16 protein-coding genes are annotated in these 18100 nt (G+C 60.4%); 7 read left to right on the forward strand and 9 right to left on the reverse strand.

Annotated elements, in window-relative coordinates; genetic code table 11:
• Window positions 1–656 precede the first annotated feature (656 nt).
• Window positions 657–1556 (reverse strand): transposase, encoded by a 900-nt coding sequence (locus IPM54_36290; protein ID MBK9265230.1) that lies wholly within the window; start codon window positions 1554–1556, stop codon window positions 657–659.
• A gap of 121 nt (window positions 1557–1677) precedes the next feature.
• Here IPM54_36290 and IPM54_36295 point away from each other — a divergent pair, with 121 nt between their 5' ends.
• The gene (locus IPM54_36295; protein ID MBK9265231.1) at window positions 1678–2004 is read left to right on the forward strand and encodes a hypothetical protein; all 327 of its coding nucleotides are present in this window, start codon (window positions 1678–1680) and stop codon (window positions 2002–2004) included.
• Between the two features lie 286 nt (window positions 2005–2290).
• On the opposite strand, the gene IPM54_36300 is transcribed toward IPM54_36295, so the two are convergent.
• Together IPM54_36300 and IPM54_36305 are read right to left on the reverse strand one after the other, a co-directional pair.
• Window positions 2291–2947, reverse strand: a complete 657-nt coding sequence (locus tag IPM54_36300; GenBank protein ID MBK9265232.1) for a hypothetical protein — start codon at window positions 2945–2947, stop codon at window positions 2291–2293.
• 154 nt (window positions 2948–3101) lie between these two features.
• A complete protein-coding gene (locus IPM54_36305) occupies window positions 3102–4010 on the reverse strand; it encodes an alpha/beta fold hydrolase (protein MBK9265233.1) in 909 nt (302 codons plus the stop codon).
• A 189-nt stretch (window positions 4011–4199) separates the two neighbouring features.
• Here IPM54_36305 and IPM54_36310 point away from each other — a divergent pair, with 189 nt between their 5' ends.
• Window positions 4200–4382 carry a hypothetical protein gene (locus IPM54_36310; GenBank protein ID MBK9265234.1) on the forward strand — a complete coding sequence of 61 codons (183 nt, stop codon included), beginning with the start codon at window positions 4200–4202 and terminating at the stop codon, window positions 4380–4382.
• Window positions 4383–4388: 6 nt separating this feature from the next.
• Window positions 4389–5834: a glycogen synthase GlgA gene (gene glgA / locus IPM54_36315; GenBank protein MBK9265235.1), complete on the forward strand. Its 1446-nt coding sequence runs from the start codon at window positions 4389–4391 to the stop codon at window positions 5832–5834.
• 102 nt (window positions 5835–5936) lie between these two features.
• Here glgA and IPM54_36320 read toward each other — a convergent pair whose 3' ends face one another.
• Window positions 5937–7229, reverse strand: a complete 1293-nt coding sequence (locus tag IPM54_36320; GenBank protein ID MBK9265236.1) for a DUF3829 domain-containing protein — start codon at window positions 7227–7229, stop codon at window positions 5937–5939.
• 162 nt (window positions 7230–7391) lie between these two features.
• Between IPM54_36320 and IPM54_36325 the strand changes: the two genes are divergently transcribed.
• The 3 genes from IPM54_36325 to recN are packed head-to-tail and all read left to right on the forward strand — an operon-like array spanning window position 7392 to window position 11433.
• A complete protein-coding gene (locus IPM54_36325; GenBank protein MBK9265237.1) occupies window positions 7392–8186 on the forward strand; it encodes a hypothetical protein in 795 nt (264 codons plus the stop codon).
• A 33-nt stretch (window positions 8187–8219) separates the two neighbouring features.
• Window positions 8220–9605: a hypothetical protein gene (locus IPM54_36330; GenBank protein MBK9265238.1), complete on the forward strand. Its 1386-nt coding sequence runs from the start codon at window positions 8220–8222 to the stop codon at window positions 9603–9605.
• A gap of 55 nt (window positions 9606–9660) precedes the next feature.
• Entirely contained in the window at window positions 9661–11433 is a 1773-nt protein-coding gene (gene recN / locus IPM54_36335; GenBank protein ID MBK9265239.1) for a DNA repair protein RecN, read from the forward strand.
• On the opposite strand, the gene IPM54_36340 is transcribed toward recN, so the two are convergent.
• Window positions 11434–12960 carry an FAD-dependent thymidylate synthase gene (locus IPM54_36340; protein ID MBK9265240.1) on the reverse strand — a complete coding sequence of 509 codons (1527 nt, stop codon included), beginning with the start codon at window positions 12958–12960 and terminating at the stop codon, window positions 11434–11436. It abuts the gene before it with no gap.
• Window positions 12961–12975: 15 nt separating this feature from the next.
• Window positions 12976–13803 (reverse strand): type I methionyl aminopeptidase, encoded by an 828-nt coding sequence (gene map, locus IPM54_36345; GenBank protein MBK9265241.1) that lies wholly within the window; start codon window positions 13801–13803, stop codon window positions 12976–12978.
• A 295-nt stretch (window positions 13804–14098) separates the two neighbouring features.
• Between map and IPM54_36350 the strand changes: the two genes are divergently transcribed.
• Window positions 14099–14941, forward strand: a complete 843-nt coding sequence (locus IPM54_36350) for a hypothetical protein (protein MBK9265242.1) — start codon at window positions 14099–14101, stop codon at window positions 14939–14941.
• Window positions 14942–15053: 112 nt separating this feature from the next.
• Here the strand turns inward: IPM54_36350 and IPM54_36355 are convergent, their stop codons facing one another.
• The 3 genes from IPM54_36355 to IPM54_36365 all read right to left on the reverse strand — a co-directional run bounded on the left by IPM54_36355 (window position 15054) and on the right by IPM54_36365 (window position 18090).
• On the reverse strand, window positions 15054–15320 hold the full coding sequence (locus tag IPM54_36355; protein MBK9265243.1) for a NifU family protein: 267 nt from the start codon (window positions 15318–15320) through the stop codon (window positions 15054–15056).
• Window positions 15321–15429: 109 nt separating this feature from the next.
• A complete protein-coding gene (locus IPM54_36360) occupies window positions 15430–16788 on the reverse strand; it encodes a DUF4215 domain-containing protein (protein MBK9265244.1) in 1359 nt (452 codons plus the stop codon).
• Window positions 16789–16815: 27 nt separating this feature from the next.
• Window positions 16816–18090: a M28 family peptidase gene (locus IPM54_36365; GenBank protein MBK9265245.1), complete on the reverse strand. Its 1275-nt coding sequence runs from the start codon at window positions 18088–18090 to the stop codon at window positions 16816–16818.
• Window positions 18091–18100 lie beyond the last annotated feature (10 nt).

Here is an 18100-nt window from a genome sequence, read left to right on the forward strand (position 1 = left end):
GGCGCCCACAGGCGCTCACGCTCAAATTCCCCGAGTAACACCGCTGTTCTCAATCGCCACGAGGCGCGGCAATTGCTCCGCACCCATGCTCAGCATAATGCAGGCCACCGACCGCCCGTCCTCGCTCCCAAAGTCGACCTCGCCGTCGCGGACCAAAACCGGATGCAAGATCACGTGCGGCATCGCTTCACAACGCGCACGGCACGTGCTCCGCACTTTGCAGTATCAATAATTACGCTTTATTGAAATGATCATCAATCAATCAATCAATCAATCAATCAATCAATCAATCAATCAATCCCACCCACGTTGGCGGCCGCCAGGCGCCCACAGGCGCTCACGCTCAAATTTCCCGAGTAACACCGCTGTTCTCAATCGCCAACGAGGCGCGGCAATTGCTCCGCACCCATGCTCAGCATAATGCAGGCCACCGACCGCCCGGCCTCGCTCCCAAAGTCGACCTCGCCGTCGCGGACCAAAACCGGATGCAAGATCACGTGCGGCATCGCTTCACAACGCGCACGGCACGTGCTCCGCACTTTGCAGTATCAATAATTACGCTTTATTGAAATGATCGCCGCCGCAGGACACACGTCTGCATTGGCTGAATACCGATTCGTTCAGCTCATCGCGCAATGCCGTTCAATACTCGCCAATCAACTGCTGCCGCCGATGTTCACCGAATGGAACACGCGCATCCACCACGTTCCCGCAGGAAACGCTACGTCGCGGTCGCCCATCCGCCACTGCTCCAGCGCCTCACGATACGCCGCTCGAAATGCGGTCACCGCACGCGCCGCGGCAGCCGCAATGGCGCCGCAACCTCGACCGGCAGCGAATGTCGGATTCAGCTTGCGCGTCGGCTCGGGCGTCTTCGATCGCGTTTCTGGCGAAATCGTTGCTGCTCGATTTGCCCCAAGAACGTTTTCCGGCGCAATCGTTTTCCGAGCCTCCTCCACTTCACGCGCCAATGCCTCCGCAACATCGTCCCGAAATGCTCCAGCATCAGCTTCTGCGATCGTAGGCGGCAACGTGATTGGCAAATTTAAAACATCCCGCCATTTACTGGGATCGAAATACACCCTCGGACGGCTCGTTTTCAGCACCATTTGCCCAATATCACAAACCCGCGTTTTCGCGCCCGGCCATTCTTCCGGGTCGAGCACCGCCCCCGCCGCAACGGGGTTTGCCAGCACATACGCGATTTTTTCGACAAGCGCTTTTCGTGTCAACAATTCCACGACGCTCGGTTGCTCGGAATCCCAAATCGAACCTTCCCAACGGCGGAGCACCTTCGTTCCCATTGCGACGAGTCGATTGAAGTAGGCCAAGAAATACGAAAGCACCCCTCGCGTATCCGTCAACACGACGTGAATGTGCGTCGACATTGCGCAAAATGCATGCACGTCCATCCCATAAATACGCGCCGACACCGCCAATGAGTACTCGATGAGTTCCTTCATTTCGTCATCGGGACGAAGCAAAAAATATCGACGCATCGTACGACGCGTCAACAAATAGGTCTTTCCAGGAACAATCTTTCGTGCGTATGACATGGTCGCTCCAGTTTGGTCCGGTTCGCACACTGCGAGTTCCGTGCCACGACTGGAACTGAATAATTTCAATGTGTTACACTTGTCCCACGTTGGCGGATTCGCCCCACCGCCACCCCCCGCCATGGCGGCCGCCAGGCAACGTGACGACTCTTACAGCACCAATTGCGTCGTCATTGCTGCGGTGAAAGCTCCACTCGCAAGCACGGTCGAGATTGAAATCGACTACCGGGTGCTCGGGCCGGTGCTGGTGACGGATCCGAATGGCAATCGCAGCGCCGTGAAGGTCGAACACAATCTGATGATCGGGCGGAAATGCCGACCTCCGCAGGGCCGACGTGTGTCACCCGGCACAGCACCGCGCCGCCTTCGCGACGAGCCCTCCAGTCCGGCGCACGGAAGCCGCCAAGCGTCGAATGAGCCCCGACGCCCAGGCGACGTAGAGCGGTGACGTTTTGAAGAGAGCCACCGACCGATCGCAGCAACTGCCAGGTGACGAAAAGGTGCCCCCAATCCACCCTCGGAGGCTCACTCCGATCGGCGAGCACGTCGCGCACCGAGCGGCGCAAGCCGCCGACCACGACGCGGACGCCACCGACCAGTCCCCGAGGGCCATCGACCGGTCCAAGGCCCCCGCGCACCGGTTTCCGAACGTCATCGACCGGTTCCGGAAGCCGTCGACCGGTTTTTCGACCCCCGGCAGGAGTCCCGATTACCTTTCGGAAGCTCGCCCTCCTTCACCATGGCGGCGCGCCCTCCTCGGGGTCGTCCTCTTCGTCCTTTTGAGATGCACGTTCCACGCGCAGCTTCTGAAAGTCCTTGTCGTTACGACCCGCGACGTGACTCAAGCTGCGACGAAACGTCTGTAATTCCAAGTCGAACACGGCAGCCGTCGCGCGAACCTCGCTCAGGAGCTTCTGGTACTTCGAATCAGCCGCCTCGGCTTCGCTCCATTCTTTGTTCCCCGCTGCAAGCGCTTCCGTGAGCGCTGCGTTTGCAGCCGCCGCATAATCGAGCGGCTTTCCTTCCGCATCGGTCGCTTCGTCGAGCACTTCGAGCAGACGGTTGCCGTCTTCGAGAATGTCGTCCGGCACATCCGGCTTATCGGCAAAACTCGACGTGTCGAATTGCGGCACGTCACGCGCGAGCAACGGCAACCAGCTTCGGATTTGCGCAACCAGCTTGGCAACGGCGCCTTTGCCTTCTTTCATTTCGCGACGCCAGGTGTTCTCGTACTTTGCCGCGGCATCGTACGCGGCGATGAATGCATTGGCCTTGGTAGGCAGCGTTTTCGAATAGGCCGCGAGCACCGGAGCTTCGCTGCTTCGACGAGCCTGCACTCGCTTGGCCCGCGCGGCCAAACGGCGCAACTTCCAATTGGATGTGGTAGCCATAAGAACCTCCTCACAGGTGACGATTCGCAATGATGAGAACATGAGAGAAAAATTGAATCAAGAACTATGTGCCGTCGAACGAATCGGACTCACCGACGCGAACCATCGGCAAACCGTATGACCTCAAAAATTTCAGTCATTTTGCCCCAAAGGCCTATTGTTTTTCCAGCCAATTGGCGATCAGTTCTGCAACCACGGGTTCCATCGGTTTTCGGATGAGCTGGATAGAACGAAGCAGAGCTGGTTCGCCTTCCTCGAAGCGCAGTAGGTGGGTGAGATTCTTGACGACATGTGCCTCGACCGGCCCTTTGATCAGCGCGACGATCTTATCTACGTCGGCGGGGTCGCATTGGAGGTCCTTTTCGCCGCCGATGATCAACGTAGGTCGTTCCACCTGGGCCATGATGGTGGGAGGATCCAGCTCCAGCAATTCTCGGATCGACTTGGCCGGTACCTTCTGCAGATTCACGCGAATGGTGTCTTTGTTTTCGGATTTGATTCGGTCGATGAGCTCTTGCTGACTCTCGACGCTGGTGCCGAGCATTTTGAAGAGCCATCGACGTAACATGCCGCCGCTCTCGAGTTCCTTTTGCACCTGCGCCGCTTGTTTCAATAATATGGCTTCTATGCGTTGAACGAACGGGCATATCAGAACGAGTTTCGAGACAGAGGTGCGTTTTCCACTCACCAGCGGAGCAATGATACATCCCTCGCTATGGCCGAGGAGGACGATGCTGTCGCAACATGGCTGGCGTTGTATCGCGTCGATGCAATGGACGGCATCGTCCACCATGTCGAAAAGCCCCGCCGTGTAGTAATTCCCTCCGCTCTTGCCGCAGCCGCGTTTGTCATAGCGAAAGCTGGCAAAGCCCCTGCCTGCAAGCTGGTGAGCAATGACGTTGAATATGTCGAGCGATTGTCGTTTCATGTTTTCGTTGCGGTCGAGTGGACCGCTGCCGTGAATCATGACGACAATGGGGTAGCGGCCATCTTCTCGTGGCAAGCAGAGCGTTCCCGCAAGGGTGATGCCGTTCGCATCGATCGTGATTTCTTTTTCAATCATGGGTCAACTCGAGCATCCCGTGTTCGTATTTGCATGACGCGCTAAAAAGCAGTAATGCCAATCCATTCTTGTATCAGAAACGGACGCGAATGATAGTTCGGGGGCGAGGGGCACGCAATGCACGTGTTTCACGGTGCAAGCGTCGCGACATCGTGAAGATTGAAAACATCGGCTGGTGACGCTCGTCCCATGGCAAGCCAACCGGACGCAATGGGCGAGGTCGAAGCGATCCTGCGAGCGCGTCGCGCACTCTACGAGCGATCGCGACACGTGATCGATGCGCCCGTGCTTGGCATCGACGGTTCGGTCGAACGTTTGGTGAAAATCGTGGACGATGCTACTCGTGCTACGTTCGCACCGCGCGAGACCTGAAGGATCATGCCACGTCTACGGATTCTCAATGTCGTGCCCGAATGCGTCCCATTTGCCAAAACGGGAGGCTTGGGGGACGTCGCCGGCGCGCTTCCAATGGCGCTCGCAGCTCGAGGGCACGACGTCCGCGTCGTGATGCCTCGTTACCGGGTCACGAAAAAGCACCCCGCGGAAAAGCTGCCGCTGTCGATCGGCGTTCCCGTCGGGCACGGTGAAGCGTGGGGCGCTGCGTACGAAACCAAGCTCGGCGAAAGCGGCGCACGCGTGTACCTGCTCGAACACGACGAACTGTTCGATAGGCCCGGCGTCTACAACGATTCGAGCGGCGACTATCGCGACAACCTCGCGCGCTTCACATTCTTGTCTCGAGGTGCCTTGCGCCTGGCGAACGCGATCGACTTTGCCCCGGACATCGTGCACGTGCACGACTGGCCAACGTGCCTCGTGCCCATCTACATGAAGACGCTCGAGGCGCACACGCCCGTGGGTCGAGCGGCGTCTGTCTTGACAATCCACAACATGGGCTACCAAGGGTGGTTCGACAAAAACGAGCTTTACCAAACGAAGCTCGGTTGGGAGTACTTCCACCAGCGGCTGCTCGAAGCGCACGATCGGATCAACCTGCTCAAGGCCGGCATCTACGCTTCGTCGGTCATCTCGACGGTGTCGCCTCGTTACGCACGCGAGATCCAAACGCGTGATGGTGGTTATGGGCTGGAAGGAGTGCTCGCGGATCGCGGTAACGACGTGATCGGGATCCTCAACGGGATCGACGACGAGATTTGGAATCCGGCCACGGACAAACACGTCGCGGCACACTTCGATGTCGACGATCTTCGCGGCAAGGCGGTTTGCAAAGCGGAGCTTCAGAAAGAGATGGGCTTGCCCGTTCGTCCCGACGTACCGCTCGTGGGGCTCATCAGCCGGCTCGTCGAACAGAAGGGCATCGATGTCTTCGCCGGAGCGCTCGGCCACCTGCTTTCGAAGGACATCCAGTTTGTCGTACTGGGTTCGGGTGAACGCTGGGCGGAGGATGCGTTTTCCAAGCTGTCGCACCACAGTGATCGCTTCAAGGCGTACATCGGCATGAACGATGCGCTGGCTCATCGCATCGAAGCGGGCGCGGATCTGTTCGTGATGCCGTCGCGGTACGAGCCGTGTGGACTGAATCAGCTCTACAGCCAAAGGTACGGCACGCTGCCAGTCGTGCGCGCCGTCGGGGGGCTCGATGACACGGTCGAGCACATGGTGACGGGGTTCAAGTTCGACGAACTTTCGCCCGTGGCGCTTGCCATGACGGTGCTCGAAGCGACGTTCATTTATCGCTACCACGCCGAGCATTTCCAATCGATGCAGCGTCGATCGATGCAGAAGCCTTTCGGGTGGGATCACGCGAGCCGGCAATACGAAGCGCTCTACCGGCTCGCGATGTCGCGGCATCGCGGGGAGTGATTGGGAGCGAGTCTTGATTTGTGCGCTCGCTACGCGCGCGTGGGACGCGCGCTGCGCGAGGCCCCCATACCCCCCGGGGACAAACCGTGACCTGACGTCAGATCAATGCGGGTTGCTCGGTGGATGGTCCTTGTGGTCCCCATGAACCTCGGGTCGCAGCGACGGATGGGGAATGCGCCCACCAGGTCTGACCCCCGGATCGATCGTTTGTCCTTTCGCGATGAGCGACCGTGAGAGCGCGCGGTGTTTGGCCTCGATCACCGCCGTGAACGTATTGACGAGCTGCAAGAACGTCTCGGGAGGCAAGCCTTTGTCCGTGATCTTTGCCTCCGCGTCACGGACGCCCTTGAGGAACGCGTCGAAGGCAGGCGTTGTGATTTTCGCCCATGTTTCGCTCGTGTTCTTCGGATCTGGCGCGGCTTTCGCACCATCGCCAGCCTTCGTACCGAGGGTCTTCACGCCTTCGACCGACTTCTCGAGCGTACCGAGGGCCGTCTTGTACGCAGCGGCGTCGATCTTCTTCGCGACGAGCAGCCCGATGATCGCACGAGCATCCGTGTACGCCTGAAGCACCGCTTTCTCCCCTTCGTCGAGCTTGCTCATGTCGACGGGGTTCTTTTCCCGATGCGCGTTGATCGCGGCGCCGAGTTTTTCCGAGAGCTCATCAAGCTTGGCAAAGTCTGCGACGAGCTTCTTGTGCAGCTCTTTGCCCTTCTCGAATTTGTCTTTCTTGTACTCTTCGCGTTGGTAATAAACGCTTGCAGCAGCAACGTTTCTGCTCAGCTCGAGCGCGAACGGCGCGAAGTCTTTCAGCGCAGCGTCGACGTCGGGCATCGCCGGCTCTTTGAGTCCCGCGGCGACGGTGCATGCTCGCGCGTTACGCTCGTGCGGTGCACGAAGCCCCATGTCCGCGATGCGACGCCCCATGGCTGCGCTGCCCGGTGGAACCGGAACGGCAACGGCGGATGCCGCAGTTCGTGCAGAGCCGCCAGGCGAAGGCGCCAGCGCTGCCTTCGGCCCAGCGCTCGATGCGCCTGGTGCAGTTGGCGGAACGAGCGACGCGGACGGCGGCGACGGCATGCCAAAATTGGGGAGCTTCTTCTCGCTCGGCTCGTCTTTGCCCAGGCTGGCCAGGTACGCCTCACGCGCCTGACGCAACGTGAGCGTCCCGAAGTAGCAAACCTCGAGGCGGTAATCCTTCATCGCCTGAGGGTCGATCTTGGGTACGGGCGCCATCGTGTTGCGGAGCGGCAACTTTGGCTTTGCGCTCGCCGACGCCGCAGCGGAAGGCGCCGATTCGGGCTGCGTCTGAACGGGTTCATCCTTCTTGCAACCGGCCAGGACAGACGGGACAAGCACAAGCACGAAAGGCACGATGGATCCAAACCGCAACATGAAACAGTCCTCCTCACACGACCAGGACACGAGCAAAGCTTTGCCAGGCTGAGCCGGTCCGGCATCATGCCCCAGTGGATGCGACTTTCAAGCACCCCGACGGGCCTGTGTGCAATGGATATCGCTCCGTACCCACCGTGGGCGTAGCCTGGAGTCATCCCCGTGCGATTTGAACGCGTGCCGCTCGACAAGCTGAGAATCGAGGACGAGCGATCGTATCGCCACATCGGGCTTTACGACGCGCTGAAACGAGCACTGCTCCGCGACGACATCCTGTTTTGGGTCCCACGCAAAGGCTCGGGCAAAGCGCGATGGGATCGAGTGCTCTTTCTGAACCTGACGTTCTGGACACCTGGTGAACCAGGCGATGTACTCGAAAGCAATTCCATTCCCGCAGACGTGATGATGCACGCCGCTTGGCACCATCTGACTCGACGAGCTCTCGTGCAGAACGAGCAAGCATCGGCACCACCGAGTTACGACGCGCTCTTCTTGGGCGAGGCGATCGCGAGCGCGTTCGACCTGTATCTCGTGGGCCGCTTACTCGGACACGCGCCCGATGCGTCCTTTCTCGAGACGCAAGTTCCGGCCATGGCAGATGCGGCCGAGCAAGCAGGCATGCCCGCTGATGCGTTCGAGACGATGCTCGACGAAGTCGCAGACGATCCGGATCGAGCGTTCGAGGATCTGCGGCAGCTTCTGTTCGATGCATGCATGTCGTTGGTGAACAAACGATCCGTGGGAGAAGCGGCTGACGCGATCGCGGCGTTCGACGGGCACCGCTTTGGTCCCTTGCTTCATCACTACGAGCTGTCGACGTGGATCCTCTACGCACGCGCTTACGGGCAGCCAGCAGATGCTCGCGACGCCGATGTTCAGCGCATCGACGCGGCGCTGCGCAGCGCGCCTGTCGCACTGGATTGGCTCGAGCGAAATTGGCTGAATGGTTTGTCTTGAACGATTGACGATCGTCTGTTGAAACGGAGCACGATGAGCGACAAGGACACCAATGCGAAATCGGACACCATGACCGACTCCGCGGATGCCCCCAGAGCGTCGACGTTGTCGATCGCGCCGATGGACTTGTCGATCGATGCGGTCACGGTGCCGCCTCCTCCGACATCGGGAGCAGCAGGCCCAGGCTCGCTGAGCATTCCGCGTGCGCCTCGAGTCCCGCAGGAGAGCAAGCCTGCCAAGAAGAAGCGCAGCGAGGACGACATCTTTTCGATCTTCGACGTCGAAACGAACACGGCGTCGGACGACATCCCGATTTCGGTCCAGTTCGACAAGAAGCCCGAGCCTGCCCCGGAAAAACCCAAGTCGCAGCTTGGCTCGCGTTCGGAAGAACGTGAAATCACGCGGAGCCGGCAGATCCCGGTCGATGAAGATCTCTTCAACCTGTCGGTAGGGCTGTTTTCGACGCCGGACAGATCGCCGCTCGTCGCTCCCGACATGTCCGCGCTGGTGGGCCCCGGTTTGTCCGACAAGACGTCTTCCAAAGCTGCATCGACGTCCGCGCTCGATGACATTGCGCTGCTCAGTGCAGCCGCGGCAGCGCCACTCGCACCGCTCGAGCCAAAGGCGCTTGCTGCTCCGGTAAAAGCCGCGACGGATGCCCCGAAGCCGACGAGCACGGGGCCGAATCGCAAGGGAATCGTGCTCGGTGCCATCGCAGCAGTGCTCGTCATCGGAGGCGTTTTCTTCTTCATGCAGAAGTCGTCGACGCCGACCGAGCCGACAGCATCGGCGACGCCCGCGTCGACATCGACCGAAGCAGCGCTCGACACGCGGCCGGGTCAAACGCCGGAAGCGGTAGAACCGCGCGTAGCCAAGACAGAATCACCCGAGGACAAACCTGCGGTCGCGGACAAACCAGCATCGGCGACGGCAGCAGACAGCACGCCGAAGGACTCGTCCGACAAACCAGCGAAAGTCGCCGACTCGGACAAGCCGACCGCCCAAGGAAAACCGTCCGAACCTGAAACAAAGGACAAACCGGCGGAACCTGAACAACCTGCCGGGCCTTCCAAAGCGAAAAGTTTGGCTGAAGCCATGGCCGCGGCGACTGCCGGCGGTGCACCAGCGACCCCGCCCCCTACGGGAGGTTCCGAATTCAACAAGAGCGCCGCGTCCTCAGCGCTCAACGCCGCCGCGGGCGCTGCCGCAGGTTGCAAAGCTCCGGGCGATCCGAGCGGAGTGGCCCGTGTAAGCGTCACGTTTGCCCCATCGGGACGTGCCACGCGCGCGCTCGTGAACGGGCCGCCGTTCTCGGGCACCGCGACGGGCGGTTGCATCGCCAACGCGTTCAAACGCGCATCCGTCCCCCCCTTCGATGGCGGCCCCGTCACGGTGTCCAAGTCCGTGACGATCCGCTGATCGCAAAGAACGCATCGACGACGGGCAAACCTTTTCTTATGCTGCGCCCGCCCCCGTGCTCCTTGCTCTACACGTAAAAAACTTCGTCCTCATGGATTCGCTCGAGCTCCGTCTCGAGCCTGGCTTCAACGTCCTCACGGGCGAAACCGGAGCCGGCAAGTCCATCGTCGTCGGCGCCCTATCGCTCGTGCTCGGCGGTCGCAGCAATGCCGATCAAATTCGTCCTGGCTCGGACGAAGCCGAAATCGAAGCGCTGTTCGACGTGACAAACAACCAGCAGGTTGCCGCAGCGCTCGAAGCAGCAGGCGTGTCCGCGGGAGGCGAGCTCGTCATCCGCCGCGTCGTGCAGCAAAACGGCCGGTCGCGTGCCTACTTGAACGGGCGCCTATGCACCGCGGGTGAGCTTGCAGCGCTCGCATCGAACCTCGTCGACGTCGCATCGCAACACGAAAGCGTCGCGCTCACCGACCCATCGACGCACCTTGGATACCTCGATCGTTTCGGCCACCTTTCGGGCGCACGCGAGGAACTGACGGCCGACGTCGTGGAGCTCGAACGAGTCGTTGCGCAAATCCGCAGCGTACGTGAAGCCGAACGCGGTCGAGCCGAACGAGAAGCGTTTCTGCGTTTTCAGCTCCAAAGCATCGATGCGATCGCACCGAAGCCCGGCGAGCTCGACGAGCTTGCGTCCGAACGCCAACGCCTTCGCCACGCAGGCAAACTTCGTGAGCTCACCGAACGCGCCGTCGCACGGCTCGATCAAGGCGACCAAGCTATCTGTGACGAGCTTGCACGTTTGTCGCGGGACCTGAACACCGCCGCAGAGCTCGATCCGAGCCTCGACAAGACCGCCCGCGCGCTCGACAGTTGTTTTGCCGAACTACGCGAAATCACGCGTGAAATCGAGCGGTATACCGAACGTGCCGAGGCAAACCCTGCGCGTTTGTCCGAGGTCGAAGAGCGGATGTACCGCATCGAAGGGCTGTTGCGACAACACGGCGGGACGATCGAAACCGTGCTGGAGGCGCGTGCGCGCATCACGGCGGAGCTCGAATCGCTGGACAACGTCGAATCACGCATCGAAGAGCTCGAACGAGAACGCGATCGCCGTTTGCGCGATGCTTCGGAACGTGCGCGGCTCCTGTCGAACAAGCGACGCGAAGCGGGCAAACGGCTGGGCGAATCGATCAGCGCAGAGCTTGCAGAGCTGGGCATGGGCGGAGCGCGCGTGGTCGTCGATGTCGAAACGCTGTCTGGAGAACGGTCGGAGCTCGTCGTCGATGGAGCTCGTCTCGGGCGCGACGGAATCGATCGCGTGGAGTTCCTGATTGCGCCGAACAAAGGGATCGATCCGAAACCGCTGCGCAAGATCGCATCCGGCGGCGAGTTGTCCCGAGCTCTCTTGGCGCTCAAACGAACGCTCGCCGATTCGGGCCCAGCGGGGCTTTACGTATTCGATGAAGTGGACGCAGGCGTGGGTGGTGCCATCGCCGATCGCATCGGTCGCGCGATCGCGGACGTCGCGCGACATCATCAAGTTTTGTGCATCACGCACCTCGCGCCAATCGCAGCCTTCGCGAATAAACACTTCGTCGTCTCGAAGCAAGTGGAAGGTGGGATGACGAAGAGCACCGTGACCCCAGTCGCGGACAAACAGCGTGTCGCCGAGGTAGCGCGGATGCTTTCAGGCGCGAAGGTTACGCAAAGCGCGCTGGATGCTGCGGGCGAGCTGTTGCGTGAAGCGGCGCAAGTCGTGGAGCGACGCGCTACGGCCACGTCGACCGGGACAAACGCTCGCCCCGCGCGCGGAAAAACATCCAAACGCTGATCACGCGCGTGCGAGCGCGTAGTCTTCGAGGTCCACGCGTATGAGGCCCTCGAGCCACGGGTGCGCGTGGATCACGGTGCGGTACATCGCCTGAGCGATGCGCCGGTAACTCGCGTGCCCTTGCTTTGCCGACCGCAGCTCGATGACGTGCATGACTTCGCGCAGATTGAGCGTCCACAGCGTGCGAATGCGGAATCCAAGCGGCACGGCGTATTGCGCTTCGAGCGGGAACTCGGCCTCGAGCTGTTCCCACGCATCGATCGCGGTGGCCATGGTGCGCGTATACGAGTCCGCCAGGCCAAACTCGACAAGCTCTGCAGGCGTCTCGAATCCCAGCCTGCACGTGAGTCGTTGGGTTGTCGGCAAGAGCATTCGATGCCGCTGCAAGTCGCGATACGCGCCGTAGTCGAGCAAAAACTCGAACGTCATCGTCGTCGCCTCGAATGCGCGCGGCGCCGCATCATAAGGCCCTCGACGTTCGAGCGACGCACGCAGGATCCCTTCCCGCTCGGCTCTCGTCGCTTGCCTCAGTGCCTCGACGAGCCCCCGAAGGTGCACGTTCGGTTCGCTTCCGTCATAGGCCAGCGCGACGAGGATGCGGTCGAGAGCATCGGGATCGTGGCGCACGAGGCGCACGGGTTGCCCAATCACGCTGGTGACCGACGTATCCCAAGGTCCAGGAGAATAAATCGCGCTGAGTTTTTCTTGAACGCACTCGTGCAAAGTGGCGCGGTAAGGGTTTTCCCTGGCGTACTTGACGAGCGTCGGAGCGACGGTGAGCGACGCGCGATGCATCGCGGTCGCCAGTCCGCGCACTTCGCTCAAAGGATTCGACAACATCTTCGACAGAAGCCCTTCGAGCGCTCGTGCATTCGCGGACAAACCAATGTTCGTCCGCGTTCCTGCAGGCAGTAGCCCTCGAAGCAAGTCACACGCTTGGGCGCGAATCGCCGCAGCATACGCACCGTCCGTCATGCCCTCGGCGCGCGGCAAACGAGCCTTGAGCGCTTCCGTGACGACGGGCATCAGATCTAGATACGACGCGAAGAGCTGCTCGCATGTACTGCGGTAAAGCGCATGGAGTTTGTCTCCCAGAACGGGAAGATCGACGAAGCTATTGCGGTCGAACACCACGTAACGCGTGCTCTTTTCGGTGAACGATCCGAGCCTCAGATCTTCGATGACCTTCGACGCGACGATGCTGACGTTTTCGAGCGCCAGATGAACGACGGCGTGTTCCGCAACGGAGGCGTGGCCGTATCCGACGACCCACTTTTCGTGGAAGGCTCGGGCTTTTTCCGTGGCAAGGCCAAACGAAGGACGGGCAGCGACTCCTTCAACGACATCGATCTCTTGATCGGCAAGCAGTCGAGCGAGGTTTGTCCGGAGGTCATCGCGGCTGCGCGAGTAATACGCGAAAAGCACGGCGATGACTTCTTCTGGCAGCCCACTCAGGGCGAAAACGTCATCCGTCGTGCTGGAGACGTAGGGCGCGATTCTCGCGGAAGCGGCGTCGTCGAGAGGCATGTTGTTCTCGATGGATCAGGGGGAGATGGCAGCCGGAATGGACGCCGAGGAAAACACGTCTCCAAAGATCTCGCTGTTCGAAAGTTTTCGATTTCGACGCGTGAGAACCTCGCAACTCGTCTTCGTCACCACGATGGTGTGCTCGAACTGAGCCGACAACGAACGATCCAATGTCACGGCCGTCCACTTGTCGTCGAGCACTTCGACTTCGTGTGTGCCGACGTTGATCATGGGCTCGATCGTAAAGCACATCCCGGCTCGAAGGCGCATGCCTTGGCCGCGTTTGCCCACGTGGGAAACCTGCGGAGCTTCGTGGAATTGCCGGCCAATTCCGTGCCCGACGAACGCTCGAACGACGGAGCAACCTTCAGCTTCGGCAAACGCTTGAATGGCTGCGCCGATGTCACCAAGACGCGCGCCTTCACGAACCTCGGCGATCGCAAGCTCGAGAGTTCGTCGCGACACTTCCGTGACGTGTTTGGCCTCGGGCGATGGTTTGCCGATGTAGAACGTCGCCGACGTGTCACCGAAGAACCCTTTGTAGATCGTGGTGACATCGACATTGATGATGTCGCCCGGCTCGAGGACACGACGCCCGGGAATGCCATGGCAGACGACTTCGTTGACCGACGTGCACACGCTTTTCGGGAAGCCGTGGTAGTTGAGCGGCGCTGGCCAGCCGCCGCGGCGCACGGTGTCGTCGTGAACGAACCGGTTGATGTCCTCGGTGGTGATGCCCGGGCGGAGCATTTCGCCTACGCCCAAGAGGGTTTCGGCGGCCATTTGGCCGACGACGCGCATCGCCTCGACCTCTTTGAACGTCTTGACGCTGACACTGCTCACAGTCGGCTCCGCTCGAAGATCGTCACGTTTCGGCACGTTGGCCTAGCACGATGGGCATGCGCTGTCAGTGGTGGCGGGAAGCGTAGAGCGGAGTCGTTTACGAAACGCGTTGATTTTCTTTCCATCGATTCCCCAGCCGGCACGTCGAACGGCGCAAACTGACCGCGCTGGGCATTTTGGGCGCACTTGTTTCTCTTGCTAGCCTGCTCTTGCTAGCGTGCACTTGCCCGCAAACGGTCCATGGTTTGAAATTCCGAGGTTCGGCTGCGAGCCGACACGGCGGAGGGTTGAGGAGATGAAGGCGAACAAGATCTGGGGCGCGCTCCTGGCGACGACATTCGGCCTCGCGGCCATGAGTGCCGTGACAGACGCAGAAGCGCAAAAGAAGAAGAAAGCGACCGAGGCTCCTGCACTCACCGGCCCGGCGCAAGCCGTCAAGCCCATCCAGATCCCCCCCGCAACCGCACCGTTGAAATGGGGTTTGACGATAAAAGAGACTTGGAAGGCGATCGACACGATGCTCGACACCGAATACAAGCCCCTCTACCAAAAGGTGTCGCCGGGCGTGAAAATGAAGCAGCTCGATGCTGCGCTCAGGGAAGAGAAAAACGCCTTCCGCCGCAGCCGCATCGACTTCGGCAACCTTCCCGTCGCACTCGACTCCACGCCGCTCAAAGGCGAATACACCTACAAGAACAACGAGTCGATCCTGACGCTCAGCCGCAACGGCGAGATGCGGTATTTCTTCTTCATCCAGGACCGGCTCTGGAAAATCATCGACGAGGTCCAGCTCAGCGAAAAAAGCCCCTGGGGCAAGACGTTCCAGGACGCCGCGGTAAAACTGACGGCGCAGTACGGCGCAGTGGGCCGCGTGATTCAACCGAACCCGGACAAACAAATCTACGTCACGACGGTCGACTGGAAGGACGCAACGACGCATGTGCGGCTCGTCGAGCGCCACGAAACGGCAGTGGCGATCGTGTACGAAGACAACGCAACGCTCGCAAACATCGACACCCTCAGGGCAAACAAGCCCGTCGTGGAAGACGACATCGATCCGGCCGTTCGCGCAGCAGCTCGTGGCTCCGAACCACCGCCCGGACCCCCGCAAGCAGCGGAAAAAGACAAGAAGAAGTAAGTTTTTCTGGGCAGTACCAGAAAGAGAACGACGGCGAGTGCCTCATGCGCTCGCCGTCTTTTTTTTGAGGCCCAACGATTACGTTCGTGCGAACGCCCGACAGGGCATCCGTTCACGAAATGAGCGACGCGCCTTCGGGAATGCGGATGCCGCTCGAAACGACGACCCGCACCGTCGGCGCAACCGCGTGCACCGCAGGCTCGATGACGCCCTTCACCGTCAAGTTCACGCCCGGACAACCTGCGCACATACCCGCAAGGTGAAGCGTGAGCTGATCGGGCTCGAGCGCCACGAGGTAGACCTCACCTTGATCGGCTCGCACGAGCGGCGCGATGACCTCGCGACAAACCTTCATCATCTGGTCGATGTTTGCAGGCATCGTCTCCGACTATCTCCGCGCTCGACGCTAGCATGATCCGGCCCGCAAACGCATACCCTCATGCCGCCCCGAGCGAAACGTCGCGTCTTTCCGCTCTCCGCAGCGCGGATCAATTAAGCGACGCACAGTTGGCAGCACAACCGTCTCCGCCAGTCGTGTTGCCATCGTCGCAAACTTCACCGCCATCCAGAGTCCCGTCACCACATACGGGAACAGTACAATCGAGCCGACATGCAGACGGCGTCGAAAATGCGGTGATCTCAACGGTTTGCGTGAGGTTGAGTGAAGTCTGCACCTCGTCGCCGTTGATCCACACCCAGTTGTTGATGCCTCCGACGAACGTCGGCGCGATGCTCACCGTGAAGTTGCCAGGGAACGGGAACGTGCCGATGGCGCCGCCGTCCGAGTTGTTCTGAAGGCCCCACTTCGCCTGGATCGTCGTGGGTGAAGACTTCGCAAGCTCGTTGGGTCCGTCGTCTGCAACGAGCACGACCACGCTGCTGGGCAAACCCGACATCGACCAGGTGACCTGCGCTTGAGGTTGCGACTGGCCGCTCGAGTTGAAGTCGATGCCGTGGTGGAAAACGAGGTTCAAGTTGCCCGTCGTGATGTCGCGATAGAAGAAGATGCGGCTGCCTTGGAGAACCTCGTAGCCCGTGTGGCTGCTGGCGGAACCGTAGGCGTAAAACGTCACGACATTCGCGGAACGATCGACGGGACGAACGACAAACTGCTTGGATCCTTGCTTGACGAGCAGCGCGGGGCGATCGGCGTTTTGCGCGCCAAGATCGCACGATTCGTTCGGATCGACAAACCCATCGCCGCAGAACGAAAGCTTGCACGTGCTCGAGCAACCGTCGCCGTTCGTTTGATTGCCGTCGTCGCACTCTTCGACGCCGGTCCAGACAAACTTGTCGCCGCACTTGGCATTCGAGCAGAAGACACATGAATCGTTGGAGCTCGAATTACCGTCGTCGCATTGTTCACCCGGCTCGATGATCCCGTTGCCGCACCCGGTGACGGTGCACTTGCTCGAACATCCGTCACCGTCGACGATATTGCCGTCGTCGCATTGTTCGACGCCAAACCACACATTGCCGTCGCCGCATTTGGCGAAACCGCAATCGACGCAAGCGTCGTTGTCGTTGTCGTTGCCGTCGTCGCACTCTTCTTCGGGGCCGGGCAAGCCGTCGCCGCAAATGAAGCTGGGACCTCCACCGGGCCCGCTGCTGGAGCTCGACGAAATGCCGCCCGCGCCCCCGGTTGCGCCGGCATTTCCAGCTCCGCCTACGCCGCCGCCCACGCCACCAATCCCGCCAGTACCTCCCGACGCACCCTCACCTCCGGCCCCTGCACTGCCGCCCGAAGGATTCGCGGAGAAGTCGGTATCCTCGATGTTGGTACGACCGCAAGCAACGACGAAACAAGCTGCCGCGAGGCCAGCCACCCCAAAAAAGGAAGAACGCATGGCAAGCGTAATCCTAGAAGAAGTCGGTCACAGCGTAAAGCAGACGGGATATCGATAGAGCAAACATTGCAGTCGAAAGCTCGCGCGTTCGATCGCGAGCGCATCGGCAGGCGTGAAGACATGTGCGGGATCTGCCATCGCATCGAGGCGTGAGAGGTCGCCCAGAAAACGCATCGCCGTCATGGGGCTCGTGCCCGAAATGGACCGCCACGGTTTCACCGCTTCACGAATGGCCCACCGCAGAGAATCGCGTTCTGCTGCGTAGTCTTCGCCTTTGGGATCGAAAACGAAATCTTCGTTCGATTGCGAATACGTTTGTACGAGCTTGTGGATCCAGCGCGACGTACGTGCCATTCGATCGTAATACAACGTGTCGGGCAAATCGGATGCTCGATGATATCGCGGCGTGCGGCCGCTGGATAAAAACAAGAATGGAATGCGGTTGTCTCGAAAAATATCGTAATCGGAGAAAGCACTCGGGCGATAGCCGGGAATGTTTTCGACGGAATGAATTCCGAGGCGCCGGACATCGAGCCCTTCTTCGTGAACCGCATCGACGACAGCGGGCAATCCGCGCGTTTTTTCTGCGCCGCATGCATAAATCGAGTCGGCCGTGTGTTTCCAAACGACCCCACCGATGAGATCGAGCACGATGGCCAAACGAATCGACGTCACACTTGGAATTTCTCGCGGCAATTCCGCGACGAACCTGCGCGATCCCTGCTGCGCCGTACCGAAATAGGGCGCCTCTTCCGTATTGAAAAGCGCGATCGCAATGCCGTAAGGACGCGGCTTCATAGCCAAAATCGACCGTATCGCGCCAAGAACGACGGCTACAGCCGATGCATTGTCGTCCGCTCCGAGCAGCATGCCTTCGGACGTCGGCCCCACATGATCGAAATGCGCACCGAGAACGATGACCCCACGGGAAGAGCCAGGATCATCGGGGGGAATCCATCCCAAAACGTTGTGCCCCAATCGAGAATCGGCAAGCGGCGAAAGGTAGCCGCCTATTGACGGAAACGGTCCAACACCGGCGGCTCTCAATGCATCCTCGAGATAACGGGCCGCCTGAGCATTGCCGTCGGTCCCCGGAACTCGACCTTGCCACGCAGGTTTGGAAAGCTCGACCACGTGCGCCTTTTGCGAATGCGCAAGCGGTTCCGTCACCGAAAAATCGCGCCCGGACAATTCACGAACGCCAAGCTGATCGACGACGAGCAATAGAATGACGGCAAGTACCGCGACCAGAATCACACGGCGGCGACGCTTGGATTTTTTCGGAGGCGGCGGCGTCGTCACCCGAGGCCCG

The organism is Polyangiaceae bacterium (genome assembly GCA_016715885.1).
Taxonomy (GTDB): domain Bacteria; phylum Myxococcota_A; class Polyangia; order Polyangiales; family Polyangiaceae; genus Polyangium.